27 protein-coding genes are annotated in these 24,673 nt (G+C 57.6%); 12 read left to right on the top strand and 15 right to left on the bottom strand.

What is annotated here, in order from left to right; all coding sequences use genetic code 11:
• Positions 1-22: 22 nt before the first annotated feature.
• Complete coding sequence (gene grxD / locus AB7M29_RS28445; RefSeq protein WP_007898513.1) at positions 23-364, top strand: Grx4 family monothiol glutaredoxin; 342 nt, start codon at positions 23-25, stop codon at positions 362-364.
• 197 nt (positions 365-561) lie between these two features.
• Here grxD and bfr read toward each other — a convergent pair whose 3' ends face one another.
• Complete coding sequence (gene bfr, locus AB7M29_RS28440; protein WP_007898512.1) at positions 562-1,035, bottom strand: bacterioferritin; 474 nt, start codon at positions 1,033-1,035, stop codon at positions 562-564.
• Between the two features lie 198 nt (positions 1,036-1,233).
• Positions 1,234-1,452, bottom strand: coding sequence for a bacterioferritin-associated ferredoxin (locus AB7M29_RS28435; protein ID WP_052966153.1), 219 nt, complete (start codon positions 1,450-1,452; stop codon positions 1,234-1,236).
• A 313-nt stretch (positions 1,453-1,765) separates the two neighbouring features.
• Here AB7M29_RS28435 and AB7M29_RS28430 point away from each other — a divergent pair, with 313 nt between their 5' ends.
• Positions 1,766-2,368 carry a peroxiredoxin gene (locus AB7M29_RS28430; protein ID WP_007898510.1) on the top strand — a complete coding sequence of 201 codons (603 nt, stop codon included), beginning with the start codon at positions 1,766-1,768 and terminating at the stop codon, positions 2,366-2,368.
• A 119-nt stretch (positions 2,369-2,487) separates the two neighbouring features.
• Here the strand turns inward: AB7M29_RS28430 and rnt are convergent, their stop codons facing one another.
• Together rnt and pyrC are read right to left on the bottom strand one after the other, a co-directional pair.
• Positions 2,488-3,165 carry a ribonuclease T gene (gene rnt, locus AB7M29_RS28425; RefSeq protein ID WP_007898509.1) on the bottom strand — a complete coding sequence of 226 codons (678 nt, stop codon included), beginning with the start codon at positions 3,163-3,165 and terminating at the stop codon, positions 2,488-2,490.
• A complete protein-coding gene (gene pyrC, locus AB7M29_RS28420; RefSeq protein WP_217854334.1) occupies positions 3,162-4,208 on the bottom strand; it encodes a dihydroorotase in 1,047 nt (348 codons plus the stop codon). Before pyrC ends, rnt begins: the two co-directional genes overlap by 4 nt.
• A 157-nt stretch (positions 4,209-4,365) precedes the next feature.
• Here pyrC and AB7M29_RS28415 point away from each other — a divergent pair, with 157 nt between their 5' ends.
• Both AB7M29_RS28415 and AB7M29_RS28410 read left to right on the top strand, forming a co-directional pair.
• Positions 4,366-5,274, top strand: a complete 909-nt coding sequence (locus AB7M29_RS28415) for a flagellar protein MotY (protein WP_454248511.1) — start codon at positions 4,366-4,368, stop codon at positions 5,272-5,274.
• Positions 5,275-5,403: 129 nt separating this feature from the next.
• Positions 5,404-6,621 (top strand): argininosuccinate synthase, encoded by a 1,218-nt coding sequence (locus AB7M29_RS28410; protein ID WP_052966148.1) that lies wholly within the window; start codon positions 5,404-5,406, stop codon positions 6,619-6,621.
• Between the two features lie 145 nt (positions 6,622-6,766).
• On the opposite strand, the gene AB7M29_RS28405 is transcribed toward AB7M29_RS28410, so the two are convergent.
• Positions 6,767-7,381: a hypothetical protein gene (locus tag AB7M29_RS28405; RefSeq protein ID WP_454248510.1), complete on the bottom strand. Its 615-nt coding sequence runs from the start codon at positions 7,379-7,381 to the stop codon at positions 6,767-6,769.
• Positions 7,382-7,950: 569 nt separating this feature from the next.
• Between AB7M29_RS28405 and AB7M29_RS28400 the strand changes: the two genes are divergently transcribed.
• A complete protein-coding gene (locus AB7M29_RS28400; protein ID WP_008069501.1) occupies positions 7,951-8,577 on the top strand; it encodes a response regulator transcription factor in 627 nt (208 codons plus the stop codon).
• 91 nt (positions 8,578-8,668) lie between these two features.
• Here the strand turns inward: AB7M29_RS28400 and AB7M29_RS28395 are convergent, their stop codons facing one another.
• The 8 genes from AB7M29_RS28395 to metG form a co-directional block, all read right to left on the bottom strand.
• Entirely contained in the window at positions 8,669-8,848 is a 180-nt protein-coding gene (locus AB7M29_RS28395; protein ID WP_007898493.1) for a PA3496 family putative envelope integrity protein, read from the bottom strand.
• 108 nt (positions 8,849-8,956) lie between these two features.
• On the bottom strand, positions 8,957-9,595 hold the full coding sequence (gene nth / locus AB7M29_RS28390; RefSeq protein WP_448725071.1) for an endonuclease III: 639 nt from the start codon (positions 9,593-9,595) through the stop codon (positions 8,957-8,959).
• Positions 9,596-9,620: 25 nt separating this feature from the next.
• Positions 9,621-10,211 (bottom strand): Rnf-Nqr domain containing protein, encoded by a 591-nt coding sequence (locus tag AB7M29_RS28385; protein WP_217854331.1) that lies wholly within the window; start codon positions 10,209-10,211, stop codon positions 9,621-9,623.
• The gene (locus AB7M29_RS28380) at positions 10,204-10,815 is read right to left on the bottom strand and encodes an RnfABCDGE type electron transport complex subunit G (RefSeq protein WP_454248509.1); all 612 of its coding nucleotides are present in this window, start codon (positions 10,813-10,815) and stop codon (positions 10,204-10,206) included. The genes AB7M29_RS28385 and AB7M29_RS28380 overlap by 8 nt, the downstream gene beginning before the upstream one ends.
• On the bottom strand, positions 10,812-11,804 hold the full coding sequence (locus AB7M29_RS28375; RefSeq protein ID WP_217854329.1) for an RnfABCDGE type electron transport complex subunit D: 993 nt from the start codon (positions 11,802-11,804) through the stop codon (positions 10,812-10,814). The genes AB7M29_RS28380 and AB7M29_RS28375 overlap by 4 nt, the downstream gene beginning before the upstream one ends.
• Positions 11,791-12,798 (bottom strand): electron transport complex subunit RsxB, encoded by a 1,008-nt coding sequence (gene rsxB / locus AB7M29_RS28370; protein WP_454248508.1) that lies wholly within the window; start codon positions 12,796-12,798, stop codon positions 11,791-11,793. The genes AB7M29_RS28375 and rsxB overlap by 14 nt, the downstream gene beginning before the upstream one ends.
• A complete protein-coding gene (locus AB7M29_RS28365) occupies positions 12,795-13,364 on the bottom strand; it encodes an Rnf-Nqr domain containing protein (protein WP_123719347.1) in 570 nt (189 codons plus the stop codon). The genes rsxB and AB7M29_RS28365 overlap by 4 nt, the downstream gene beginning before the upstream one ends.
• 129 nt (positions 13,365-13,493) lie before the next feature.
• Positions 13,494-15,545 (bottom strand): methionine--tRNA ligase, encoded by a 2,052-nt coding sequence (metG, locus tag AB7M29_RS28360; protein ID WP_454248507.1) that lies wholly within the window; start codon positions 15,543-15,545, stop codon positions 13,494-13,496.
• Between the two features lie 321 nt (positions 15,546-15,866).
• Here metG and apbC point away from each other — a divergent pair, with 321 nt between their 5' ends.
• Complete coding sequence (gene apbC / locus AB7M29_RS28355; RefSeq protein WP_448725065.1) at positions 15,867-16,961, top strand: iron-sulfur cluster carrier protein ApbC; 1,095 nt, start codon at positions 15,867-15,869, stop codon at positions 16,959-16,961.
• A 130-nt stretch (positions 16,962-17,091) separates the two neighbouring features.
• Here apbC and AB7M29_RS28350 read toward each other — a convergent pair whose 3' ends face one another.
• Positions 17,092-17,850 carry an SDR family oxidoreductase gene (locus AB7M29_RS28350; protein WP_454248506.1) on the bottom strand — a complete coding sequence of 253 codons (759 nt, stop codon included), beginning with the start codon at positions 17,848-17,850 and terminating at the stop codon, positions 17,092-17,094.
• Between the two features lie 164 nt (positions 17,851-18,014).
• Between AB7M29_RS28350 and AB7M29_RS28345 the strand changes: the two genes are divergently transcribed.
• The 4 genes from AB7M29_RS28345 to groL all read left to right on the top strand — a co-directional run bounded on the left by AB7M29_RS28345 (position 18,015) and on the right by groL (position 21,523).
• Positions 18,015-18,746, top strand: a complete 732-nt coding sequence (locus AB7M29_RS28345; RefSeq protein WP_454248505.1) for a HugZ family pyridoxamine 5'-phosphate oxidase — start codon at positions 18,015-18,017, stop codon at positions 18,744-18,746.
• A gap of 66 nt (positions 18,747-18,812) precedes the next feature.
• Positions 18,813-19,289 carry an FxsA family protein gene (locus tag AB7M29_RS28340; protein ID WP_052966136.1) on the top strand — a complete coding sequence of 159 codons (477 nt, stop codon included), beginning with the start codon at positions 18,813-18,815 and terminating at the stop codon, positions 19,287-19,289.
• A 247-nt stretch (positions 19,290-19,536) separates the two neighbouring features.
• On the top strand, positions 19,537-19,830 hold the full coding sequence (locus AB7M29_RS28335) for a co-chaperone GroES (protein ID WP_052966135.1): 294 nt from the start codon (positions 19,537-19,539) through the stop codon (positions 19,828-19,830).
• Positions 19,831-19,879: 49 nt separating this feature from the next.
• Positions 19,880-21,523 (top strand): chaperonin GroEL, encoded by a 1,644-nt coding sequence (gene groL, locus AB7M29_RS28330; protein WP_008155543.1) that lies wholly within the window; start codon positions 19,880-19,882, stop codon positions 21,521-21,523.
• Between the two features lie 203 nt (positions 21,524-21,726).
• Here the strand turns inward: groL and AB7M29_RS28325 are convergent, their stop codons facing one another.
• The gene (locus tag AB7M29_RS28325) at positions 21,727-22,470 is read right to left on the bottom strand and encodes a phosphatase PAP2 family protein (RefSeq protein ID WP_217854322.1); all 744 of its coding nucleotides are present in this window, start codon (positions 22,468-22,470) and stop codon (positions 21,727-21,729) included.
• Between the two features lie 217 nt (positions 22,471-22,687).
• Here AB7M29_RS28325 and colR point away from each other — a divergent pair, with 217 nt between their 5' ends.
• The gene (gene colR, locus AB7M29_RS28320; protein ID WP_008069526.1) at positions 22,688-23,371 is read left to right on the top strand and encodes a two-component system response regulator ColR; all 684 of its coding nucleotides are present in this window, start codon (positions 22,688-22,690) and stop codon (positions 23,369-23,371) included.
• A complete protein-coding gene (locus AB7M29_RS28315) occupies positions 23,361-24,641 on the top strand; it encodes a sensor histidine kinase (RefSeq protein WP_217854321.1) in 1,281 nt (426 codons plus the stop codon). The genes colR and AB7M29_RS28315 overlap by 11 nt, the downstream gene beginning before the upstream one ends.
• The last annotated feature ends 32 nt before the right edge of the window (positions 24,642-24,673 follow it).

Genomic DNA, 24,673 nt, shown 5'->3' with positions numbered 1-24,673 from the left:
GAAAGTTCAGCCGAGGTGCTCCATGGATATCATCGAAACGATTAAAGAGCAGATTGCCAACAACACCATTCTGCTTTACATGAAAGGCTCGCCGAATGCCCCACAGTGTGGGTTCTCCGCGAAAGCCGCTCAGGCTGTTATGGCCTGTGGCGAAAAGTTTGCCTATGTGGACATCCTGCAGAACCCGGAAATCCGCGCCAACCTGCCAAAGTACGCCAACTGGCCAACCTTCCCGCAACTGTGGGTCGGCGGCGAACTGGTCGGCGGTAGCGACATCATGACTGAAATGGCTGCCGACGGTTCGTTGCAAGCGACGATCAAAGCCGCTGTTGAAGCTGCTGCTGCCAACAAGACCGACGCCTGATTCACTGTGTGTGGGAGCGGGCTTGCTCGCGAAGGCGGTATAACATTCAACAGATAAGTTGACTGATCTACCGTTTTCGCGAGCAAGCCCGCTCCCACATTTGTTCTAGGGTGAACCTGAAATTCGGTCATAAAAAAGCCCCGCCTCTTTAAAAGAGAGCGGGGCTTTTTATTGCATCGCGATTAGCTGCGTAGCATTTACTCTTCGCCCATCTGCGATTGCAGATAGTTCTCAAGACCGACTTTATCGATCAGGCCCAGTTGGGTTTCCAGCCAGTCGATATGTTCTTCTTCGGATTCCAGAATGTCTTCGAGCAGTTCACGGCTACCGAAGTCGCCGACGGTTTCGCAATGAGCGATAGCGACTTTCAGATCGGCATGGCCGTCGCGTTCGATCTTCAGGTCACACTCAAGCATTTCCTTGGTGTGTTCGCCGATGTGCAGTTTGCCCAGGTCCTGGACGTTCGGCAGGCCTTCAAGGAACAGGATGCGCTTGATCAGCTTGTCCGCGTGCTTCATCTCGTCGATGGATTCGTGGTACTCGTGCTTGCCGAGCTTGTTCAAGCCCCAATCTTCATACATGCGTGCATGCAAAAAGTATTGATTGATCGCGACCAGCTCATTGGCAAGGATCTTGTTGAGATGCTGGATGACTGTAACGTCGCCTTTCATGATGGGGTCCTGCCCTGAGTAGCTGTCTATAAGGCAGAGTTTGAGCCGCGTAATTAAGAGTGTCAAACCTAAGTTATTGAAACTTAAATGAAAATTAATCGGAATAAGAATGTTTTTGTTCCGCGTCTGGCATCTAAGCGATTGATTTGCAGACATAAAAAAACCGGACATCAAGTCCGGTTCTTTGAAATACGGTAGTTATGCGGCGGTAAATTCTACGGGGTAGGGGATCGCCGCCTGGGCTGATTGCACTTTCCCCAAGGTGTCACGGACCACTTCCTTGGCAAGGCAGGCGCATTTGCCGCATTGGCTGGCAACGCCGGTGGCCTGACGTACTTCCCGATAGCTGCAGCAACCTTCATAGATTGCATCGCGGATTTGACCGTCGGTGACGCCAGTGCAGAGGCAGACATACATAAGTGAGAACCGTCGCTGGTTGTGACTCAATTGCGATGGATCTTAATGTTAACGAGAATGATTGTCAAAGTGGTTTCTGAAGGTTTTCGTCATAAGGGCGTGTGACTGACGAACGGCTTCTTCTCACACCTTCCATAAGGAAAATATAGCAGCGGCCTTTCACCTGGCAGAAAAAACCGTTGAGGACAGGTCAAAAACGCGGTGTATGATGGTCGGCCTTTGCGAAGGGGGATCGTGTCACAGGGCTGTCGCCTGAGGGTGGCAGGCTGATACGAACCCTGTACTTCACCGTTATTACACCAGGAGATATCCAATGAGCGTACTCGTAGGCAAACAAGCCCCTGACTTCACCGTACCGGCCGTACTCGGCAATGGCGAAATCGTAGACAGCTTCACCCTGTCCTCGGCCATCAAAGGCAAATACGGCCTGGTGTTCTTCTACCCACTGGACTTCACCTTCGTTTGCCCGTCCGAGCTGATCGCTCTGGACAACCGCATGTCTGACTTCAAGGCACGCAACGTGGAAGTGGTAGCCGTTTCGATCGACTCGCACTTCACCCACAACGCCTGGCGCAACACCCCGGTCAACAATGGTGGCATCGGCGAAGTTCGCTACACCATGGCGGCCGACCTGAAGCACGAAATCGCCAAGGCCTACGACGTTGAGTCCGAAGGCGGCGTGGCTTTCCGTGGCGCGTTCCTGATCGACGACAAAGGTGTTGTCCGCTCGCAGATCATCAACGACCTGCCGCTGGGCCGTAACATCGAAGAGCTGATCCGTCTGGTCGACGCTCTGCAATTCCACGAAGAGCACGGCGAAGTTTGCCCTGCCAACTGGAAAAAAGGCGACAAAGGCATGACCGCTTCCACCGAAGGTGTTGCGGCTTACCTGACCGAGAACGCTGCTGCGCTGTAAGGCACGTTCGAGGCATAAAAAAACCGGCTGATAAGGCCGGTTTTTTTATGGGCGGGATAAACCCATGCTGTTCACTTGTGGTGAGGGAGCAAGCTCCCTCGCCACAGATCAGTGACGGATCAGTCGTTGTAGTCTTCCCAGCCGCCCATTTGTTTCCAGCGATTGACGATGCCGCAGAACAGATCAGCCGTCTTCTCGGTGTCGTAGCGGGCCGAGTGGGCCTCGCGACCGTCGAAGTCGATATCCGCTGCCTGGCAGGCCTTGGCCAATACGGTTTGACCGTAAGCCAGACCGGCGAGGGTCGCCGTGTCGAAGCTGGAGAACGGGTGAAACGGGTTGCGTTTCATGTCCAGGCGCGCAACCGCGGCGTTGAGAAAGCCCAGGTCGAAGCTGCTGTTGTGCCCGACCAGAATCGCCCGTTTGCAGCCGTTGGCTTTCAGAGCCTTGCGCACGCCGCGGAAGATATCGGTCAGGGCCGCTTCTTCACTCACCGCCATGCGCAACGGGTGATCGAGCTTGATCCCGGTGAATTCCAGGGCTGCCGCTTCGATGTTCGCGCCTTCGAAAGGCTCGACCCGGAAGAAATAGGTGTGCTCAGGGTACACAAAGCCTTTTTCATCCATGCCGATCACGGTGGCGGCGATTTCCAGCAGGGCATCGGTGGCCGAGTTGAAGCCACCGGTTTCTACGTCGACAACGACCGGCAGGTAACCACGGAACCTGGCTGCCATTGGGTGGCGGGAACCGCCTCCGCCGCCATTACCGTCCTGTTCGTCGTCGAAATGGTCTTCACTCACGCGTGTTCCTCCAGCAGGCGCCAGCGCAGTTTTTCACCGGCGCGCAGCGGGATTACGGTCAGCTCGCCAAACGGCAGGCTGGTTGGGGCGGTCCACTCGTCGCGGACCAGGGTGATGCGATCGGTGTTCACCGGCAGGCCGTAGAAGCGCGGGCCATTGAGGCTGGCGAAAGCTTCGAGCTTGTCCAGCGCGTTGCGCTGTTCGAAGGCTTCGGCATACATCTCGATCGCGGCATAAGCGGTGTAGCAACCGGCACAGCCGCAAGCCGCTTCTTTGGCGTGCTGGGCATGGGGCGCCGAGTCGGTGCCGAGGAAGAACTTGTCGCTGCCACTGGTGGCGGCGTCGAGCAGGGCTTCCTGATGGGTATTGCGCTTGAGGATCGGCAGGCAATAGAAGTGCGGCCGAATCCCGCCCACCAGCATGTGGTTGCGGTTGTACAGCAGGTGATGCGCGGTGATGGTTGCGCCAACGTTGGCCGAAGCCTCGTTGACGAACTGCACGGCGTCAGCGGTGGTGATGTGTTCGAACACCACTTTGAGGGTCGGGAAACGCTCGACCACCCGGCGCATGTGTTCGTCGATGAAGATTTTTTCGCGATCGAAAACGTCGACATCGCCACGGGTGACTTCACCGTGAACCAACAAGGGCATCCCGATTTCGGCCATGGCCTCGAGTGCGGGGAAAATCTTGTCGATGCTGGTGACGCCAGAGTCCGAGTTGGTGGTCGCGCCGGCCGGGTACAGCTTGGCGGCGTAGACGAAACCGCTGGCCTTGGCTTCACGAATTTCTTCGGGTTGAGTGCGGTCGGTCAGGTACAGAACCATCAGCGGTTCGAAACGGCTGCCGGCAGGGCGTGCGGCGAGAATCCGCTGGCGATAGCCATTGGCTTCAGCCGCGTTGCGCACCGGCGGTACCAGGTTGGGCATGATGATGGCGCGACCAAAGGTGCGCGCGACATCCGCGACGGTATTGGTCAATACAGCACCATCGCGAAGATGAATATGCCAGTCGTCGGGACGCAGCAGGGTCAGGCGGTCGGACATGAGGGGATTCCAGGCGGGTCAAACTCATGGGAATGCTACCGGAAAAGACTCTTCCAGGCACTCGCTATCAAGTTTTGCGACAAGCTTCCGATATCCAACAGGTACGCCGTAAATATGTGTGTCGGTCTTTTTGTTGCAGAAGCCAGTGGAGCCTCCCGTGCGCCAGCGTTATTTAGCCTTGCTCAGTGTGTTTGCCAGCCTTCCTGCGATGGCGCTCACTTTCCAGACCCGTCTGGAGAGCATCGAGTGGACGGTCGAAGGTGACAAGTTCGAATGCCGCCTGACTCAACCGATCACTGATTTCGGTTCGGGTGAGTTCGTGCGTCGTGCCGGCGAGCAGGCGACATTTCGCTTGAAGGCCTACAACTCGATGATCGGTGGCGGTTCCGCGACCTTGCTGGCGGCCGCTGCGCCATGGCAGCCGGGGCGTGGCGACATCAACCTGGGCTCGGTGCGCATCGGCAATGGCAACGTGCTGTTCAACAGCTCGCAAGTTCAGGCCGGGCGCCTGATCAGTGGGTTGATGGACGGTCGCAGCCCGGTCGTTCGACACTCCTCAGGCGACGGTCGGGTATCTGAAGTCCGTCTGCTGCCGGTCAAATTCAGCAAGGCCTACAGTGACTATCAGGGTTGCGTGGCCAAGTTGCTGCCGCAGAATTTCGAGCAGGTGAAGCAATCCGAAGTCGGCTTTCCGGGGGAGGGCATCGATCTCGATGCCCAAGCCAAGGCCCATTTGCAGGTCATGCTGGAATTCATGAAAGCCGATCCGACGGTCAACCACATCGAACTTGACGGCCATTCCGACAATAGCGGCAACCGCCTGACCAACCGTGAACTGTCACGACGCAGGGCGCTGGCCGTGATGGACTTCTTCAAGGCCAATGGTATTCAGGAATCGCAGATCACCCTGCGTTTTCATGGTGAGCGCTATCCTCTGGCGCCCAACAAAAACGCCGCCAATCGGGCGAAGAACCGCCGGGTTGCCGTACGCCTTGAACGGGTAGCGCCGACCGAGCAACCAGCGCCTCAAGCCACCGCTTCCACGGGCAGCACACCGAAGTCCTGAGCTTGCCGGAATCGTCGCTCGTTCGACATAATCTGTCGCTTCGTCGTCATAAGCTGTCGCGCCTCTGTAAATTATTCTGCATGAGCGTTAGACTTGACGGCTTTCCGTAGAACCCCGTGGAGTGATGGCATGGCGGACGTAAACAAGGTCGTTCTGGCGTATTCCGGCGGCCTGGACACTTCGGTGATCCTCAAGTGGCTGCAGGATACTTATAACTGTGAAGTAGTGACCTTCACCGCTGACCTGGGTCAGGGCGAAGAGGTCGAACCGGCCCGCGCCAAGGCTCAGGCCATGGGCGTAAAAGAAATCTACATCGACGATCTGCGCGAAGAATTCGTGCGCGATTTCGTGTTCCCGATGTTCCGCGCCAACACCGTTTACGAAGGTGAGTACCTGCTGGGTACTTCCATCGCTCGTCCGTTGATCGCCAAGCGCTTGATCGAAATCGCCAACGAAACCGGCGCTGACGCCATTTCCCACGGCGCGACCGGCAAGGGCAACGACCAGGTTCGTTTCGAACTGGGCGCCTACGCCTTGAAGCCAGGCGTGAAAGTGATCGCTCCGTGGCGCGAATGGGATCTGCTCTCCCGTGAAAAGCTGATGGATTATGCTGAAAAGCACAACATCCCGATCGAGCGTCACGGCAAGAAGAAATCCCCGTACTCGATGGATGCCAACCTGCTGCACATCTCCTATGAAGGCGGCGTGCTGGAAGACACCTGGACCGAGCACGAAGAAGACATGTGGAAATGGACCGTCTCCCCGGAGAAGGCTCCAGACAAGCCGCAATACCTGGAACTGACCTACCGCAACGGCGACATCGTCGCGCTGGACGGCGTCGAAATGACCCCGGCCACCGTGCTGGCGACCTTGAACCGTATCGGTGGCGAACACGGTATCGGCCGTCTCGACATCGTCGAGAACCGTTACGTGGGCATGAAGTCCCGTGGCTGCTACGAAACCCCTGGTGGCACCATCATGCTGCGCGCTCACCGTGCGATCGAATCGATCACCCTGGACCGCGAAGTGGCTCACCTCAAAGACGAGCTGATGCCTAAATACGCCAGCTTGATCTACACCGGTTACTGGTGGAGCCCTGAGCGTCTGATGCTGCAACAGATGATCGACGCTTCCCAGGCCCACGTGAACGGCGTAGTGCGCCTGAAGCTGTACAAGGGCAACGTGATCGTCACCGGCCGCAAGTCCGACGAGTCGTTGTTCGACGCCAACATCGCGACCTTCGAGGAAGATGGCGGCGCCTACAACCAGGCCGATGCGGCGGGCTTCATCAAGCTCAACGCCTTGCGCATGCGTATCGCGGCGAACAAAGGCCGGAAGCTTTTCTGAGACCTTTGAGTCGGTAATGGATATGTGGCCTCGTTGAGGCCACATATCTGAAAGAGGGATACCCTGTCGTACACTGTGTGTTCAGCTTTTCTTCTTGTCTCTGTTAATTCCTTTCTTCGCTTCCTTCCCCTACCCCTATGGCTCTTCAAGAGCTGGCTGCTGTGTGCCTGTAAAGATTTTGACCAATCATCGTCAGGCCGTGTGAATTCAAATTGTAAGCAATGCAGAACGTTGCGCCGTTGCGTTTCCTTGTGTGCTTTGAAAGCCGGAGCGCACTTTCCTTCAGCAGCGTCTCTGACTTGGCACAGGTGAGAAATACGACCACCTGCGCAGGATTGTCCTGTGATTGCTGAATTCTCTGCACCAAGGTGCTGAATGCCATTTTGTTGTTCATCCAGCGTGCATCAATGATATGCAGGTCTTTTAAGTGCTCGGGCAAGCGTACGTGGTGTTGGGTCGAGCTTTCTGGCGGTACCCAGGAAGGGTCGTCTCCTGACCGGTTAGCGTTGTCCATGACTTTCATGAAGTGCTTCCCTTTATTGAAATCAGAGGGCGCGTAAAGTGATCGATAGTTGAAGTTTAGTGTGACGTAAAAAAGGAAAAGCAAATAAAATGGGAAACTAATCAAAAACCAGACATAGAGTTCTCTCTCCTTGTTATCGAGGAAGGGGAGGGATACAGCAGCCGATGTTTCAGACAGTACTGCAAATATTGCAATGATTGTCATGGGGTTGGTGATTCTTTTTTTGAGTTTTATCATGTCTTCTGCTCATGAGATATTATTTCTTCTCGATTTGTTTATGGGTATTGAACTCGGGGTGATAATGAGTGAATGAGGTTTTCTTTGTTGTTATGTTGTGCTCCTTTCTTGTTGAGTGATATTGGTTGTTATAGTAACTGTATTGTTCTTGGTTTAGGTGTGGCTGTTTGTTTGTTTTAAGGTTATATGGGTTTATTTCGCTGGTTAAATGTTGCTGTATGTGAAGGTTTATAAGTCGTTCAAGTCGACTTGCAGGGGCTGGCAAATGCTCGTTACTTTTAAGGGTAGCTCAATAGTCGAAGTCTGTTGGATTACTAGTATCAAACCCTGTTTTTGTGTTTTTCTGGTTGTAAGTCGATACAAAAAGATTGTCGAAGTACTGAGCAGCGTTCGGCTAGTAGCAATCTCATGACTCATGATGTGCAATGATTTTTTGTAGGAATTATCCGTGTTGTTTGTAGGCCATGTCTCTCGCTGCGAGTGGCCGGGGGGGACGGCATGCCATGGGTGAAACGACTAGGCTATGGTGCGGGCTCTAAAAATTCGAACAGCGAAAATTGGACTTGCCCATGAATAAAGTGCTGATCGTGGATGATCACCCCGTCATTCGTCTTGCGGTGCGTATGCTAATGGAGCGTCATGGCTACGAAGTCATTGCAGAAACAGATAATGGTGTGGACGCATTGCAACTTGCCCGTGATCTTATGCCGGATATTGTCATATTGGATATTGGGATACCGAAGCTGGATGGGTTAGAAGTTATCGCGCGCCTGACGTCGACGGCGATGCCTCTTAAAGTACTGATATTGACGTCCCAGGCGCCAGGGCACTTTTCCATGCGTTGCATGCAATCGGGGGCCGCCGGATATGTCTGCAAACAACAGGATCTCACTGAATTGCTCAGTGCAATAAAAGCCGTGTTATCAGGCTACAGCTACTTTCCTAATCAGGCTCTGCATACCGTGCGTTCCAGTCTTGGGAACGCCAGTGAGGCCGATATGGTGGATCGTTTGTCCGGGCGGGAAATGATGGTCCTGCAACAGTTGGCCCGAGGCAAGACAAACAAGGAGATCGCCGATGGAATGTTCCTCAGCAATAAAACTGTCAGTACTTACAAAACCCGTTTGCTGTTAAAGCTTAATGCTCGCTCACTGGTTGACCTGATCGAATTGGCTCAGCGCAATGGTCTGGTATGAAGCTGTCAGCGTTTGACGAGGTGCGATGAACGGGCGTTTATCAGGGGGCGGCACTTAGTAAAAAGCCTCCGTTTCGGGAGGCTTTTAAGTGTCATAAGTCAAAATCGTAATCGGCCAATTGCTTCTGCAGTCGGCGCTCCTCCAGCAGATTGTCGATGGTGCGGCGTTTGCTCAGGTTGGTCTTTGCCACCTCCACTACCGGCTCTGCGTCATCGGCCTCAACGGGGGTGAAGTCGTCCTCTACGTCCAATTGCTCTTTGCCAGTGCTCATAAGGTTAACTCCAGGCTAAGGCTGCCCTTTGGCGCTCCTTATATCGACAATTTCCCGGCGGGTAAAAAAGATTTTTTCAATCGATCAATCAAAAAAACTAATAGCGCCTCAATCGTCCGAGGTCTTTTGCTTGTATTCGCACAAATCCTCGATCCGGCAACTGCCACAACGGGGCTTGCGGGCCAGGCAAACGTAGCGCCCATGAAGAATCAGCCAGTGATGAGCGTCGAGCAGATATTCCTTCGGCACGAATTTCATCAGTTTTTGCTCCACCTCGACCACGTTCTTGCCCGGAGCAATGCCGGTACGGTTACTGACCCGGAAAATGTGAGTGTCCACGGCCATGGTCAGCTGACGAAAGGCGGTATTAAGCACCACGTTGGCGGTCTTGCGACCGACGCCGGGTAATGCCTCCAGTGCCACGCGGGTCTGCGGTACTTCACCGCCATGGAGCTCCACCAGCATGCGACAGGTTTCGATCACGTTTTTCGCTTTGCTGTTGAACAGGCCGATGGTCTTGATGTACTCCGACAGCCCTTCGACGCCCAAGGCATGGATCGCCGCTGGCGTGTTGGCCACCGGGAACAGTTTGGCGGTGGCCTTGTTCACGCCGACATCGGTCGACTGCGCGGAGAGAATCACGGCGATCAGCAATTCGAACGGTGAGGAGTAGGCCAGTTCGGTCTTCGGTTCAGGATTGTCTTCGTGAAACCTGCGGAAAATTTCAAGACGTTTTGCGGCATTCATGGGCGATGCGTTTCCTCGAAGGCGGTCAATGTGGGGCCGCCGGGCGGCGGGTCCAGGCTTGATGTGCGGCGATCAACAGTCCCAGCAGAATAAACCCGCCAGGGGCCAGCGTGGCCAGATGCAGGCCTCCGTCGGCGATCAGCGTCCAGCCTTGCCAGTCCGGTTGCGTGGCACCGGCCATCCAGGACAGATGGCTAGCGAGTGTCCCGTTGCCGATGAGCTCCCGCAGCAGCCCCAGGCCCACCATCAAGGCGCCGAACAGGCCACACAGACGCAGTCGATCACGCCGTGGGCTCTGGAAAAAACCGTTATGTTCCAGCACAACGCATTGCAGGGCGATCAATCCTGCATAGAAACCCAGATGCTGGTGCCATTGGAGCGACCAGGCTTGCGTGGCGAGTTCTGCGCAACTGGTCAGCGTGGCAGCCAGCAGCAGGCATGCCAGCAAATGTGTTGCCGGAATCAGTCGCGAGCGCAAGACGCCCATGCTCACACCGTAAGCACTGAGTACCAGCGCAAACATCAGCCACAGGCCCAGGGCCGTTACCAATGAATCAGTGACGCCGATCAACGGCGTAAGCATCAGCGAGTTCTGCAGGGTCGATGACTTATTCATGAGCGCTGCTCCCGATCAGCGGTTGCCGGTGTTCATCGAAGTAGCGCAGCGCGTCATGGGTGGCATTGATCACCGCTCTTGAGGTGATGGTCGCGCCCGCGATCTGATCGAATTGACCTTGGTCTTTTTTCAAGGCCCAGCCATTGTCATCGGGGTCGGTTAGCGACTTGCCGGTAAACACCTGAAGCCAAGTATTGGGCCATTCGGCAAGCTTGCCGCCCAGCCCCGGGGTTTCCGATTGCTTGAGGGTTTTGACCCCCACTAACTTGCCTTGGGGGTCGATGGCGATCAGCAAGTCGATGGCGCCAGCGTAGCCCAGTGTCTGGCTGCGCAGCAACACAGCGCTCGGTTGGCCGGCCTTGGACGCCAGGTAGCCCCCCAACAGTGTGCTGTTGGCCAGGCGAGTGCTTTCGAGGCTGAGGGGGTGTTCCAGCGGCTGATTGTCGTAGCTGTCGGGCGGTAGTAGATCCAGTAACTGGCGGCTGTCGATCAGGCGTTGTTCGGCGGCAATGCGCGCGGCGCTGGTGTGCTGCACGAGGTAAGTCGCGCCCATCCCCAGGCTTGCCAGCACTACCAGGCTCACAACGCTCGTCGCTCGGTTCATGGGGCAACCTGTTCCTGTCTGGACGCGGCAAACCGTTCCAACGCCGGTACACAGAGGTTCATCAGCAAAACCGCAAAGGCCACGCCGTCCGGATACCCGCCCCACGTCCGAATCAGGTAAGTCAGTAACCCCACGCCTGCGCCGAACAGTAATCGGGCAGTGGGGCTTTTCGCGCCGGATATTGGTTCCGTTACGATGAAGAAGGCACCGAGCATGCTCGCGCCGGTGAGCAGATGAAACAGTGGCGAGCCATTTGAGTCGGAGCCCGTACCGTTCCAGCACAACAGGCTGATGATGAACAGGCTGGCGAGCATGCCGACCGGCGCATGCCAGCTGAATACCCGCCGTTGCAGCAGAAACACACCGCCGGCCAGAAACGCCAGGTTGACCCATTCCACGCCTCGGCCGCCAAAACGGCCGAACGCCGGATTGTCGGCGAACAGTTCTTCCATGGTCAGGCTTTTGTTGATTCGCAGACTGTCCAGCGCCGTGGCCTGGGCCCATGCATCGGGCGCCTGGCCGGAGCTGAAGCCGAACACCTGTTGCAACCCACCGAACAAATCCATGCCGTGGGACGCTGGCCAATGGGTCATTTGCTGAGGAAACATCACCAGGACCAGCGCGAAACCGAGCATCGCCGGATTGAACGGATTCTTGCCGACACCGCCATACAAGTGCTTGCCGAAAAACAGTCCGAACGCCGCAGCACTGACTGTCAGCCACCACGGGCAATAAGGCGGCAAGGCCAGCGCCAACAGCGTCGCACTGACCAGCGCACTGCCATCGCTCAATGTCGGTTTTACCGGTTGCTTGCGCAGCTGCAACACCGCCGCCTCAACGGCCAACGCGGTGGCAGCCGCCAGAATCAGGTTGATCAACACCCCCCAACCGTACAGCCAGAACAACATCAGCATCCCCGGCACGGTGGCCAGCAATACCAGCTTCATGGCTTGCTGAAGGCGTTCGTCCACTGATTCAAGGGGTGACATAGGCATCCACCTGACGCTCGGCTTCGCTGAGCGCATGTTGCAACGCTTCGATCTGTTCGGCCGGCGCCTCGCTTGTTTGAGCTTTCTTGAGTTCGGCACGGCGCATGGCCAGCTGGATCTTCGCTCGTTTCAACTCGGCATCTTTTGCCGGGGCAGGTGGCGCAGAAACCGGCGGTGCGCTGCTTTCCAGTTGCGCCAGTGCCTGTTCGGCGGCTTCGAACTGCTGTTGCAGCACGATCAGTTGCGATTGCTGTTCGAAGGTCGGTGGATGCCCGAAAGCCTTGAGCGATTTGTTCAGCTGCGCCCGACTCATCGCCAGATCGACCTTGGCCTTTTTCAGTGCCGCATCGGCATTGGCGGCCTTCTGTGCGCGGACACGCTCGAGTGCAGCCTGAACCGGGTCGAGCGTCACTTCGCTGTGCTGCACGGCGCGTTGGGCGCGGGCCTGGCGTTCGGCGAGTTTCTGTTCTTCTTCGCGATGCAAACGGGCATTGCGCTGTTCGAAACGGCGTCGCGCATGATTGCGCTTGGCGGCCCGAGCCTGTTGTTCCTCCAGACTGAACGCCAGCCCGCCAACAATCGGCAGCACCGTGGCCAGCGGTAACGGATGCATCTCGATGCAGTCCACTGGGCAGGGCGCCACGCAGAGGTCGCAACCGGTGCATTCGTCGACGATGACCGTGTGCATGAATTTCGCCGCGCCGACAATGGCGTCGACCGGGCAGGCCTGGATGCACTTGGTGCAGCCGATGCATTCGGCTTCGCGGATGTAAGCGATCTGCGCGGGTGCCGAACCGCGACTGACGTCCAGTTCCAGCACCGGCACTTTCAGCAGGTCGGCCAGGGCCGCGATGGTTTCGCTGCCGCCCGGTGGGCACTTGTTGATCGGCTCGCCGCTGGCGATGCCTTCGGCGTAGGGTTTGCATCCGGGATGGCCACACTTGCCGCATTGGGTCTGCGGCAAGAGGGCGTCGATGCGTTGAATCAGACTCATGTTTTGATCAGCCCGCTGAATCCGAGAAAAACCACCGCGATCAATCCGGCGCCGATCAACTCGATCGGCAGGCCGCGAAAGGGCAGGGGGATATCGTTATCGAGTGTGCGCTGGCGCAAGTCGCTGAACAGACTCAGTACCAGCCAGAAACCCAGCCCGGCACCAAGGCTCAGGGCTATGGCGTGGAAAATGCCCTTGTCGTCTTGAGCATTGAGCAATGTCAGCCCCAGCACGCCGGCATTCCCCAGCAGCAGGGGCCAGAGGCCATCGAATGACAGCTTCGCCAATAACCGGGAAAGCAGTTTCAGCAGCGGGCCGATCAGCAGAACGCTCAACGGCAGGAACACGAATAAACGCAGCGACGTCAGCCCTAACGGCACCAGTAGCCAATGATAGAGCGCATAGCCGAATGTGCCGACGATCAGCATCAGACACGTTGTCGCGATGCCCAGCGCGTGGACCTGCGGCCGCTCGCTGCCCAGCACCGAATCGACGCCCAGCGGCCAGTGCAACACGAGGTTGTTGATCAGGGCAGCGCTGATAAGCGTTAAAAGCAGTTCGGTCATGATCGTGCCGGCAAAAGGAGTCCTGTCTAACAAGGTTAGGCATTATCCGGCAAGGAAGGAGGGTGGGCCAGACATGAAAATCCCACAGTCGCGCCGGGCACGACTGTGGGATCGATTTACCGCAGAACTTTACTTGATGCGCTGACCCGGCTTGGCGCCGCTGTCGGGGCTCAGCAGGTAGATTTCTTCACCGCCAGGGCCGGCTGCCATCACCATGCCTTCGGAGATCCCGAATTTCATTTTGCGGGGCTTGAGGTTGGCGATCATCATGGTCAGGCGACCATTGAGCTTGGACGGGTCCGGGTAAGCGCTCTTGATCCCGGAGAACACGTTGCGTTGCTCGTCACCGATGTCCAGGGTCAGGCGCAGCAGCTTGTCGGCACCTTCCACGGCTTCGGCCTTGACGATCAGCGCCACGCGCAGGTCTACGGCGGCAAAGGCGTCGAACTCGATCTCTGGCGACAGCGGATCCTTGGCCAGTTCACCGTTGCCGGCGGGTGCAGCTTCGCCGGTGTCGGTTGCGCTGGCGGTCAGGTCTTCTTTCGAGGCGTCGGTCATGGCTTGTACTTTTACCGGGTCGATGCGGGTCATCAACGGTTTGAACTCGTTCAGCTGATGATTGCTGAGCAAGGTGGCGTGGTCGTTCCAGGTCAGCGGGGCGACATTCAGGAATGCCTCGGCATCGGCGGCCAGCAGCGGCAGTACCGGTTTGAGGAAAATCACCAGCTGGCGGAACAGGTTGATGCCCAAGGCGCAAATGGCCTGGACTTCATCTTGCTTGCCTTCCTGTTTGTTCAGCGACCACGGCGCCTTGTCGGCGATCCAGGCGTTGGCGCGGTCGGCCAGGCCCATGATTTCGCGCATGGCACGTGCGAAGTCGCGAGCTTCATAGGCTTCGGCAATGCTTGGCGCTGCCGCCAGGAAGGCGTCGGTCAGTTCCGGCGCGGCGTTGCCGGCTACCAGTACACCGGCGTTGCCTTTATGGATGAAACCGGCGCAACGGCTGGCGATGTTGACGACTTTGCCGACCAGGTCGGAGTTGACCTTCTGCACGAAGTCTTCGAGGTTCAGGTCCAGGTCGTCGACGCCACGGCTCAGCTTGGCGGCGTAGTAGTAGCGCAGGTATTCCGGCGACAGGTGATCCAGGTAAGTCCGTGCCTTGACGAACGTGCCGCGAGACTTGGACATCTTCTGGCCGTTGACGGTCAGGTAGCCGTGTACGTTGATGCCGGTCGGTTTGCGGAAACCGGCGCCTTCAAGCATGGCTGGCCAGAACAGCGCGTGGAAGTTAACGATGTCCTTGCCGATGAAATGGTACAGCTCGGCGGTGGAATCCTTGCTCCAGAACGCGTCGAAGTCCAGGTCCGGACGGCGGGCGCAGAGGTTCTTGAAGCTGGCCATGTAGCCGATTGGCGCGTCCAGCCACACGTAGAAATACTTGCCCGGCTCGTCGGGAATCTCGAAGCCGAAGTACGGCGCATCGCGGGAAATGTCCCACTGTTGCAGGCCGGCATCCAGCCATTCGGCGATCTTGTTGGCGACGGCCTCTTGCAACGTGCCGCTGCGAGTCCAGGCTTGCAGCATTTCCTGGAAGTCCGGCAGCTTGAAGAAGAAGTGCTGGGAGTCCTTGAGCACCGGGGTGGCGCCGGAGATTGCCGACTTCGGATCTTTGAGGTCGGTCGGCGCGTAGGTCGCACCGCATTTTTCGCAGTTGTCGCCGTATTGGTCCTCGGTGCCGCATTTCGGGCAGGTGCCCTTGATGAAGCGGTCGGCCAGGAACATTTTCTTTTCCGGGTCGAAGTACTGAGTGATCGAGCGCGTGGCGATGTGCCCGGCGTCGCGCAGCTTCAGGTAGATCTGGCTCGACAGCTCACGGTTTTCTTCAGCGTGAGTGGAGTGGAAGTTGTCGAAGTCCACCAGGAACTCGGCAAAGTCGGCGCTGTGTTCAGCCTGGACATTGGCGATCAGTTGTTCCGGGGTGATGCCTTCCTTTTCCGCGCGCAGCATGATGGCCGAACCGTGGGCGTCGTCGGCGCAGACATAAATGCATTGATTACCGCGATGCTTCTGGAAGCGCACCCACATATCGGTCTGGATGTACTCCAGCATATGGCCGAGGTGGATCGAACCATTGGCATAGGGCAGGGCGCTGGTGACGAGGATCTTGCGTGGCTCGGACATGGGGCTCGGCTACTTGATGAAACGGAGGTCGGCCACTATAAAGCGCCGGCGCATATTTTTCACCCCTGCGACCTGAAGGCTTATTGTTGCAAAAGAGCTTTTGTGGCGAGGGGGCTTGCCTGTGGCGAGGGGGCTTGCCCCCGTTCGGCTGCGAAGCAGTCGTAAAAAACCGATCACTACGGTATTCCTGACAGAAAACACCAGGGGCGCTTCGCACCCCAACGGGGGCAAGCCCCCTCGCCACGGTATTCTGTTCGCCACAAATGTGTGTCCGGCGTACGATACCCGCCTGATTTTCCAGTCTTGCTATCGGAGTTGCCCATGAGCGCCGTCAATCGCGCAGCGGTGGAAGCCGTCCTTCGCCAATACACCGACCCTTACCTGAACCAGGACCCGGTCAGCGCCGGGTGCGTGCGCAGCATCGACATCCAGGGTGATTGCGTCAGCGTCCAACTGGAGCTGGGTTACGCCGCCGGTCTGTTCAAGAGCGGTTGGGCGCAGTTGCTGCAACTGGCCATCGAAGGCCTGGACGGCGTCGTCACCGCGCGCGTCGAGATCACCAGTGTGATTTCCGCACACAAGGCCCAGGCACAGATTCCGGGGCTGGCCAACGTCAAGAACGTCGTGGCCGTGGCGTCCGGCAAGGGGGGCGTGGGCAAATCCACCACCGCTGCCAACCTGGCCCTCGCGCTGGCCCGTGAAGGCGCCAAAGTCGGGATTCTCGACGCGGATATCTACGGCCCGAGCCAGGGCATCATGTTCGGCATCCCTGAAGGCACCCGACCAAAGGTCAAGGATCAGAAGTGGTTCATTCCGATTGAATCCCATGGCGTCGAAGTGATGTCCATGGCCTTCCTGACCGACGACAACACGCCGATGGTCTGGCGTGGGCCGATGGTTTCCGGCGCCCTGTTGCAACTGGTCACGCAAACGGCCTGGGGCGACCTGGATTATCTGGTTATCGACATGCCGCCGGGCACCGGCGATATCCAGTTGACCCTGGCGCAGAAAGTCCCGGTGGCCGGTGCGGTAATCGTGACCACCCCACAAGATCTGGCATTGCTGGACGCGCGCAAGGGCGTGGAGATGTTCCGCAAGGTCAACATCCCTGTGCTGGGCGTGGTGGAAAACATGGCCGTGCACATCTGCTCCAACTGCGGGCATGCCGAGCATCTGTTCGGTGAGGGGGGCGGTGTGAAGCTGGCCAACCAGTACGGTGTCGAACTGTTGGCTTCGTTGCCACTGTCGATGCTGATCCGCGAACAGGCCGATGGCGGCAAGCCAACGGTGATCGCCGAGCCGGACAGTCAGATTGCGATGGTTTACCAGGAACTGGCCCGCCATGTCGGCGCGCGGATTGTGTTGCAGGAAGCGGTAACGCCGGCGATGCCGAACATTACCGTCAGCGACGACTAATTCGCTGAAGAAATGCGATCCAATGTGGGAGCGGGCTTGCTCGCGAATGCGGTGTGTCATTCAACAGATAAGTTGACTGATCTACCGCCTTCGCGAGCAAGCCCGCTCCCACATTTGGTTTGTGTTGACCCTAGATCCGCAACCCGCCATCCAATTCCAGAATCCGACCGGTGTAGTAGTCGTTTTCGAAAATGTAGGCCGCCGACTGGGCGATTTCTTCAGGTTTACCCATGCGTTTGAGCGGAATCCCGGAGGTCATTTTCTCCAGCGCTTCCGGCTTCATGCTCAGGGTCATCTCGGTCTCGATGAAACCCGGCGCAATGCCCGCCACGCGAATGCCGTAACGTGCCAGTTCCTTGGCCCAGGTCACGGTCGCCGCAGCGACACCGGCCTTGGCGGCGGAGTAGTTGGTCTGGCCAACGTTGCCGGCGCGCGAAATCGACGAGATATTGATGATCGCGCCGCTGTTGTTCAGCTCGACCATTTTTGCCGCGACTTCACGGGTGCACAGGAACACACCGGTCAGATTGACATCGATGACTGCCTGCCATTGGGCCAGGCTAATCTTGGTCATTTCGCCATCCTTGACCTTCAACAGCAGGCCGTCGCGCAGAATGCCGGCGTTGTTGATCAGGCCATGGATCGCGCCGAAATCGTCAGCCACCTGGGCAGCCATGTGGGTCACTTGCTCTTCATCGGCGACGTTGCACAGGTAGGCGCGGGCCTCGACACCCTTGGCTTTGCACGCCGCGACGGTGGCGTCGAGTTTTTCCTGATTCAGGTCCACCAGCGCCAGTTTCGCGCCTTTGCCTGCGAGATACTCGGCCATGGAGCGACCTAAACCCTGGCAACCGCCGGTGATAATGATTACTTTGTCAGTGAGTTGCATTCGCATAGCCCCATAGCAGATCGGAGTGGTTTTCCTTCTAGAGGGCCTCTCGATCTGAGCCTGATGTGGCCTGGCTGCACATGAGAACTGCCCCTGTGGCGTGCTGGAACTTTACCCAGATGCCTGTCCGTTTTTTTGACGGATTCTATATAAGGAGTCATAAATTGAGCGTTGTAGTGGCTAAGCATGCCCGAGAATTGCTTCTCAAGGAATACCGTGGAGTGCTCTCGACGCACTCCAAATCGATGCCCGGTTTTCCGTTTGGCTCCGTGGTTCCTTACTGTCTGGACGAGCAGGGCCGACCGCTGATCCTTATCAGCCGCATCGCTCAGCACACTCACAACCTGCAGAAAGATCCGAAATGTTCGCTGCTGGTGGGTGAGCGTGAAGCCGAAGACGTACAAGCCGTTGGTCGCCTGACTTACCTCGCCGAGGCAGAAAAGCTTCAAGACCCCGCTGCTATCGAAGCGGCCGCCGAGCGTTACTACCGCTATTTCCCCGATTCGCAGAACTATCACAAGGCCCATGATTTCGATTTCTGGGTGCTCAACGAGGTACGTCACCGCTACATCGGTGGCTTCGGCGCGATCCACTGGATCGATCAGTTGACCCTCGCCAACCCGTTCTCCGGCAAGGCCGAAGTGAGCATGGTCGAGCACATGAATGCCGATCACGCTAAAGCCATTGCGCACTACGTCGAGCTGGCGGGGCTGCCGAAAACCGCTCGGGCGCAATTGGCCGGCATCGACACCGAAGGCATGCACTTGCGCATCGGTCAGGGACTCTACTGGCTGCCGTTTCAAATGCCCTGTAATACGCCGACACAAGTCCGGGAAGCCTTGGTTTCCCTGGCTCACGCCGAGCATTGGCCGAAAAATGAAGTGGCCGACGCTTGAATTCACGAAACGGCGACGTCATCTAAGGAAAACTGGCAAGGTATTCTTGCGTTGAGGAACCATTTGATGCGCCCTTTTTTATTGCTCTTTGTACTGTTCCCGGTGTTGGAGCTGTTCGTATTCGTCAAGGTTAGCGGGGCGATCGGGTTTTTCCCGGCCCTGCTGCTGATCATTCTCGGCTCGATGCTCGGCGTGTTCGTGCTGCGTATCGCCGGTCTGGCTACTGCGCTGCGCGCCCGTGAAAGCCTGAATCGCGGCGAACTGCCGGCTCAGACCATGCTCGAAGGCCTGATGCTGGCTCTGGCTGGCGGTCTGTTGATTCTGCCGGGCTTCGTCACCGACGTGCTGGGTCTGATCATGTTGCTGCCGATCTCTCGTCGACTGCTGGCCAACAAAATGCGTCTGCGCGCCGAGGAACAAGCGATACGTCAGCGTGCGTTCGCCGATGACCTTCAGCCACGGGGCGGTCCTGCTCCGCAGCAGCCATTGGGCCGTGAGCCCAATGTGATTGAAGGCGAGTTCGAACACCGCGATTCCAAGTAACACTTCCATCGACACGGCACCCTCGGGTGCCGTGTTCGTTTTCAGGGCATTGAGGTAAAAATTTTTCGCTCCACGCCCTTGAAATAAGCTTGTGCGCCCTTATGTAACGGTCACCGCAAGGTTTCTGGCAATTGCGCCAGACAGACTTCCGCGGTTCGCTTGACGAACCGCACCCGGCTCCGCCGGATTTGTTAAACCCGCCGGGACTACACCGGCCGATGAAAACCACAATTAGGAGAGATCGACAATGAAGCTTCGTCCTCTGCATGACCGCGTCGTCGTCCGTCGCAGCGAAGAAGAAAAGAAAACCGCTGGCGGTATCGTCCTGCCAGGTTCGGCTGCTGAAAAGCCAAACCAGGGTGAAGTCCTCGCTGTAGGCCCAGGCAAAGTGCTGGACAACGGCGAAGTGCGTGCGCTGGCCGTGAAAGTGGGTGACAAGGTTGTGTTCGGCCCTTACTCCGGCAGCAACACTGTGAAAGTTGACGGCGAAGACCTGCTGGTCATCGGCGAGAGCGAAATCCTCGCTGTTGTCGAAGGCTGATTCCCCGCTCATTTTCCCGTTACTACAAAGTATTTAAGGAATATCGATCATGGCTGCTAAAGAAGTTAAATTCGGCGATTCCGCCCGCAAGAAAATGCTCGCCGGTGTCAACGTCCTGGCTGACGCAGTAAAAGCGACCCTGGGCCCTAAAGGCCGTAACGTGATCATCGAGAAGAGCTTCGGCGCTCCGACCATCACCAAGGACGGCGTTTCCGTTGCCAAAGAAATCGAGCTGAAAGATCGCTTCGAAAACATGGGCGCGCAGCTGGTCAAAGACGTTGCCTCCCGTGCCAACGATGACGCAGGCGACGGCACCACCACCGCTACCGTTCTGGCTCAATCGATCGTCAACGAAGGCCTGAAAGCCGTCGCTGCCGGCATGAACCCGATGGACCTGAAGCGTGGTATCGACAAAGCGACCATCGCGATCGTCAAAGAGCTGAAAGCCCTGTCCAAGCCTTGCGCTGACACCAAGGCCATCGCTCAGGTCGGCACCATCTCGGCCAACTCCGACAGCTCCATCGGCGACATCATTGCCGAAGCCATGGAAAAAGTCGGTAAAGAAGGCGTGATCACCGTTGAAGAAGGCTCGGGCCTGGAAAACGAACTGTCGGTTGTTGAAGGCATGCAGTTCGACCGTGGCTACCTGTCCCCGTACTTCGTCAACAAGCCAGAGACCATGACTGCCGAACTGGACGGTCCGCTGATCCTGCTGGTCGACAAAAAAATCTCGAACATCCGCGAAATGCTGCCAGTACTGGAAGCCGTTGCCAAAGCCGGCCGTCCACTGCTGATCGTTGCCGAAGACGTTGAAGGCGAAGCCCTGGCGACTCTGGTTGTGAACAACATGCGTGGCATCGTTAAAGTCGCAGCCGTCAAGGCTCCAGGCTTCGGCGACCGTCGCAAGGCCATGCTGCAGGACATCGCTGTTCTGACTGGCGGTACCGTTATTTCCGAAGAGATCGGTCTGAGCCTGGAAAGCACTACCCTGGAACACCTGGGTAATGCCAAGCGCGTGATCCTGTCCAAAGAAAACACCACCGTGATCGACGGTGCCGGCGTTGAGGCTGACATCCAGGCTCGCGTTCTGCAGATCCGTCAGCAAGTGGCTGATACTTCGTCCGACTACGACCGTGAAAAACTGCAAGAGCGTCTGGCCAAACTGTCCGGCGGCGTTGCAGTGATCAAGGTTGGCGCTGGTTCCGAAGTTGAAATGAAAGAGAAGAAAGCCCGCGTTGAAGACGCCCTGCACGCTACCCGTGCAGCCGTTGAAGAAGGCGTGGTACCTGGCGGCGGCGTGGCACTGGTTCGCGCTCTGCAGGCTATCTCCGAGCTGAAAGGCGACAACGATGACCAGAACGTTGGCATCCAGTTGCTGCGTCGCGCCGTTGAAGCGCCACTGCGTCAGATCGTTGCCAACTCCGGCGACGAGCCAAGCGTAGTAGTCGACAAGGTCAAGCAGGGTTCGGGTAACTACGGTTACAACGCTGCTACCGGCGAATACGGCGACATGATCGAAATGGGTATCCTGGACCCGGCTAAAGTGACTCGTTCGGCTCTGCAAGCGGCTTCGTCGATTGCCAGCCTGATGATCACCACCGAAGCCATGATCGCCGAGATCAAGGAAGACGGTCCAGCTGGCGGCGGCATGCCAGACATGGGCGGTATGGGCGGCATGGGCGGCATGATGTAAGCCAGCCTTACCCCGTACATAAAAACCCCGCCTGCGTTGAGCCGGCGGGGTTTTTTATTACCCGGAGTTTGTCCCAATCGTGGGATCTTCATCGGCCTCCTGTGGGAGCGGGCTTGCTCGCGAAAGCGGTCCGACATTCAACATCTTCGGTGAATGTTAAGCCGCCTTCGCGAGCAAGCCCGCTCCCACATTGGATTTGTGTTTCAGGTACTGACTGGTTGTGCCTTGGTGACTAGCTCAGCTTTGGAAGCCGGTCGATAAAGGATGCAGTAATACGCCCCCAGACAAATCAGCCAGCAGAAAATCGCCGTCCATACGTTGTGCGAAAAGAAGTGCGCCCCCTGCATCATCCGGCTGAGGGAAAACACTGAGCCCAACGTGAAGGCCAGGACAAACGCCTTGCGTGCCAGTCGCGGACGACGGTCGCGTAATACGAAAAACAGCGCAAATAACGTGAAGCCAGTCGCCGCATGACCACCCGGCCAGCAGCGGCCCGGCTTGTCGGTGTGGGGGCGAGGGCTGAGCAGTTCGCTGTAGGTTTCGTGCCCGCCGAATTGCTCCAGGCTCCATGGACATTGCACCGCCGTCACCGCTTTGACTGGAGTGACAAACGAGGTTGCCAGTGCCAGAGACAACACCAGGCAACCCAGTTCACGCTTGAACGGTTTGAGCCTTTCCATGAAAAAGGAGCCGATGAAGCCCAGGATGGCGAACACCGAAAAGGCGATGACCACTTGCTTGGCCCGGTCATGCAGGATGTTTTCCAGGAAGTAACTGTGCCGTCCGATGAACTCGCCTGCCACCGGGTCATAGAACCGCTTGGCAAGGTCCATGTCCAGGGAGGTCAGTTCGAGCAACAGCAGGGTGATCGCCGCAATGGCGGGCACTCCCAGGCATAGCCAGGCATTCAGTGGCCTGGAATCGGGGCGGGCAGCGGTCGAAGCCATGGCAAATCCTTTGTGAGTGAAATGTTCTGAAGAGCACAACCGCGGGAGTCTGAACACGCCTCTGTCGTCAGCCTGTGAATCGATGGTGAAAAAGTTGTTAAGGCCGTTTCAGGTTTTTTTTGTCGGATTTACCCCTGCACGCCACCCTATCCCTGAGCCACACTTGGCCTTAAGCTGCGCGCCAAGACAGCCGTTACTGTGTACGGAGGAGGTGCCGATGCGAATTCTATTGGTTGAAGACAACCGCGATATCCTGGCCAATCTGGCCGATTATCTTGGGCTCAAGGGTTACACCGTGGATTGTGCGCAGGACGGTTTGTCGGGCCTGCACCTGGCCGCCACCGAGCATTACGATTTGATCGTGCTCGACATCATGCTGCCCGGCATCGACGGCTACACCCTGTGCAAACGCCTGCGCGAAGACGCTCGCCGTGACACGCCAGTGATCATGCTTACTGCGCGCGATCAACTGGATGACCGTTTGCAAGGCTTCAAGTCTGGTGCCGACGATTACCTGATCAAACCCTTTGCCCTGTCTGAACTGGCCGCGCGGATAGAGGCGGTCATGCGCCGTGCCCAAGGGGGCGGTCGCCGAGCCTTGCAAGTCGGTGATCTGAGCTACGACCTCGATACCCTGGAAGTGACGCGCGAAGGCCGTCTGCTGAAACTCAATCCGGTGGGCCTGAAGTTGCTGGCCGTGTTGATGCAGAAAAGCCCTCATGTGTTACGCCGCGAGGTTCTCGAAGAGGCCCTGTGGGGCGATGATTGCCCGGACAGCGACAGCCTGCGTAGCCACGTCCATCAACTGCGTCAGGTGATCGACAAGCCTTTCGACAAGCCCTTGTTGCACACGGTGCATGGCGTCGGTTATCGCTTGGCCGAGGGCCGTGATGGAGTTTAAACAGAGCCTTGCTCAACGGATCATCATCGCCTTTGCGTTGATGAGTGCACTGGTGGCGGGAGCCTTCGCCATGGGCATTGTGGCGACCGTGCACCTGGTGGAAGAAAAGCTTATTTCGGCAGGTCTGGGCGGCGATTTGCAACGCCTGTTGCTGATGGACAGCGTGTCGGACTGGAGCCACCGTCCCGAGCCGGACCAGCTATTCTATTTCAGCGGTGGGCCGGGCGACTTTGAATTGCCCAAGGATTTGCGGCACCTGGACTCAGGCTTTCATGAGGTCTTTCGCGAGCAGCTGTCGTATCACGCAATGGTCGAAATCGTCGACGGTCGGCGTTACGTGCTGTTGCAGGACCAGAGCGATTTCGAAGAGCGCGAGCGGGTGCTGTTTGCCGTGGTGCTGGTGGGTTTCGTCCTGAGCCTGGCATTGGCGGTATTTCTTGGCTGGGTGTTGGCGCGCAAGGTCATGGCGCCGGTGGTGCGACTGGCCCGTCAGGTGCGTCATCGCGATCAGTTGCTGGGCCTGGCGCCGCCGCTGGCGCCGGATTATGCCGCCGATGAAGTGGGCGAACTGGCCGTGGCCTTCGACGCTACCCTGGGGCGCTTGCGTCAGGCGTTGACCCGTGAGCGATTGTTCACCAGTGATGTCAGCCACGAACTGCGCACACCGTTGATGGTGTTGGCCAGTTCCTGTGAGCTGTTGCTGGAAAACCCCGGTATCGATCAGCGCGGCCGTGCTCAGGTCGAGCGAATCGCTCGTGCGTGCGCTGAGATGCGCGAGCTGGTGCAAACCTTCCTCATGCTGGCTCGTGCTCAACATGAAGACGCCAGCATGGCCCCCCAGCAGACCCTGAGCCAGGTAGCTGACGGGCTGCTCTCTCAATGGCGCGAGCCGATCGAAGCCAAGGGTCTGACGCTGAACTTTGAGCCGGGCAATCCGCCGGACACCCGCTATAACGCGACCCTTTTGCATGCGGTGATGGGCAACCTGTTGCGTAATGCGCTGCATTACACCGAGCACGGTTACATTCGCCTCGCCCTGACGGATACAGGGTTCGTGGTCGAGGACAGTGGTGTCGGCATTCCCGAGGAAAAACGCGAGGCGATGTTCGAGCCTTTCGTGCGCGGCAACGAAAAACGCGGCGAGGGCCTGGGGCTGGGACTGTCGCTGGTGCAGCGGATTTGCGAGAACCAGGGCTGGAACGTCAGCTTGACCAACATGGAACCCAATGGCTGCCGTTTTCAGGTGGAGCTGAGTCCGTCCCGAATCTGATCGGGGGCCGAAAAGACCGCATTCGGCCTTGT

The organism is Pseudomonas sp. F-14 TE3623, from assembly GCF_053629015.1.
Note: the sequence above shows the minus strand (reverse complement) of the source record. Positions and strands in the feature narration are given on the sequence as shown.

Excerpts from the sequence above, each read along its gene's own strand:
- grxD (WP_007898513.1), top strand. The coding sequence starts at position 23 with ATGGATATCATCGAAACGATTAAAGAGCAGATTGCCAACAACACCATT.
- bfr (WP_007898512.1), bottom strand. The coding sequence starts at position 1,035 with ATGAAAGGCGACGTTACAGTCATCCAGCATCTCAACAAGATCCTTGCC.
- AB7M29_RS28435 (WP_052966153.1), bottom strand. The coding sequence starts at position 1,452 with ATGTATGTCTGCCTCTGCACTGGCGTCACCGACGGTCAAATCCGCGAT.
- AB7M29_RS28430 (WP_007898510.1), top strand. The coding sequence starts at position 1,766 with ATGAGCGTACTCGTAGGCAAACAAGCCCCTGACTTCACCGTACCGGCC.
- pyrC (WP_217854334.1), bottom strand. The coding sequence starts at position 4,208 with ATGTCCGACCGCCTGACCCTGCTGCGTCCCGACGACTGGCATATTCAT.
- AB7M29_RS28410 (WP_052966148.1), top strand. The coding sequence starts at position 5,404 with ATGGCGGACGTAAACAAGGTCGTTCTGGCGTATTCCGGCGGCCTGGAC.
- AB7M29_RS28405 (WP_454248510.1), bottom strand. The coding sequence starts at position 7,381 with ATGATAAAACTCAAAAAAAGAATCACCAACCCCATGACAATCATTGCA.
- AB7M29_RS28400 (WP_008069501.1), top strand. The coding sequence starts at position 7,951 with ATGAATAAAGTGCTGATCGTGGATGATCACCCCGTCATTCGTCTTGCG.
- AB7M29_RS28395 (WP_007898493.1), bottom strand. The coding sequence starts at position 8,848 with ATGAGCACTGGCAAAGAGCAATTGGACGTAGAGGACGACTTCACCCCC.
- nth (WP_448725071.1), bottom strand. The coding sequence starts at position 9,595 with ATGAATGCCGCAAAACGTCTTGAAATTTTCCGCAGGTTTCACGAAGAC.
- AB7M29_RS28385 (WP_217854331.1), bottom strand. The coding sequence starts at position 10,211 with ATGAATAAGTCATCGACCCTGCAGAACTCGCTGATGCTTACGCCGTTG.
- AB7M29_RS28380 (WP_454248509.1), bottom strand. The coding sequence starts at position 10,815 with ATGAACCGAGCGACGAGCGTTGTGAGCCTGGTAGTGCTGGCAAGCCTG.
- AB7M29_RS28375 (WP_217854329.1), bottom strand. The coding sequence starts at position 11,804 with ATGTCACCCCTTGAATCAGTGGACGAACGCCTTCAGCAAGCCATGAAG.
- rsxB (WP_454248508.1), bottom strand. The coding sequence starts at position 12,798 with ATGAGTCTGATTCAACGCATCGACGCCCTCTTGCCGCAGACCCAATGC.
- AB7M29_RS28365 (WP_123719347.1), bottom strand. The coding sequence starts at position 13,364 with ATGACCGAACTGCTTTTAACGCTTATCAGCGCTGCCCTGATCAACAAC.
- metG (WP_454248507.1), bottom strand. The coding sequence starts at position 15,545 with ATGTCCGAGCCACGCAAGATCCTCGTCACCAGCGCCCTGCCCTATGCC.
- apbC (WP_448725065.1), top strand. The coding sequence starts at position 15,867 with ATGAGCGCCGTCAATCGCGCAGCGGTGGAAGCCGTCCTTCGCCAATAC.
- AB7M29_RS28350 (WP_454248506.1), bottom strand. The coding sequence starts at position 17,850 with ATGCAACTCACTGACAAAGTAATCATTATCACCGGCGGTTGCCAGGGT.
- AB7M29_RS28340 (WP_052966136.1), top strand. The coding sequence starts at position 18,813 with ATGCGCCCTTTTTTATTGCTCTTTGTACTGTTCCCGGTGTTGGAGCTG.
- AB7M29_RS28335 (WP_052966135.1), top strand. The coding sequence starts at position 19,537 with ATGAAGCTTCGTCCTCTGCATGACCGCGTCGTCGTCCGTCGCAGCGAA.
- groL (WP_008155543.1), top strand. The coding sequence starts at position 19,880 with ATGGCTGCTAAAGAAGTTAAATTCGGCGATTCCGCCCGCAAGAAAATG.
- AB7M29_RS28325 (WP_217854322.1), bottom strand. The coding sequence starts at position 22,470 with ATGGCTTCGACCGCTGCCCGCCCCGATTCCAGGCCACTGAATGCCTGG.
- colR (WP_008069526.1), top strand. The coding sequence starts at position 22,688 with ATGCGAATTCTATTGGTTGAAGACAACCGCGATATCCTGGCCAATCTG.
- AB7M29_RS28315 (WP_217854321.1), top strand. The coding sequence starts at position 23,361 with ATGGAGTTTAAACAGAGCCTTGCTCAACGGATCATCATCGCCTTTGCG.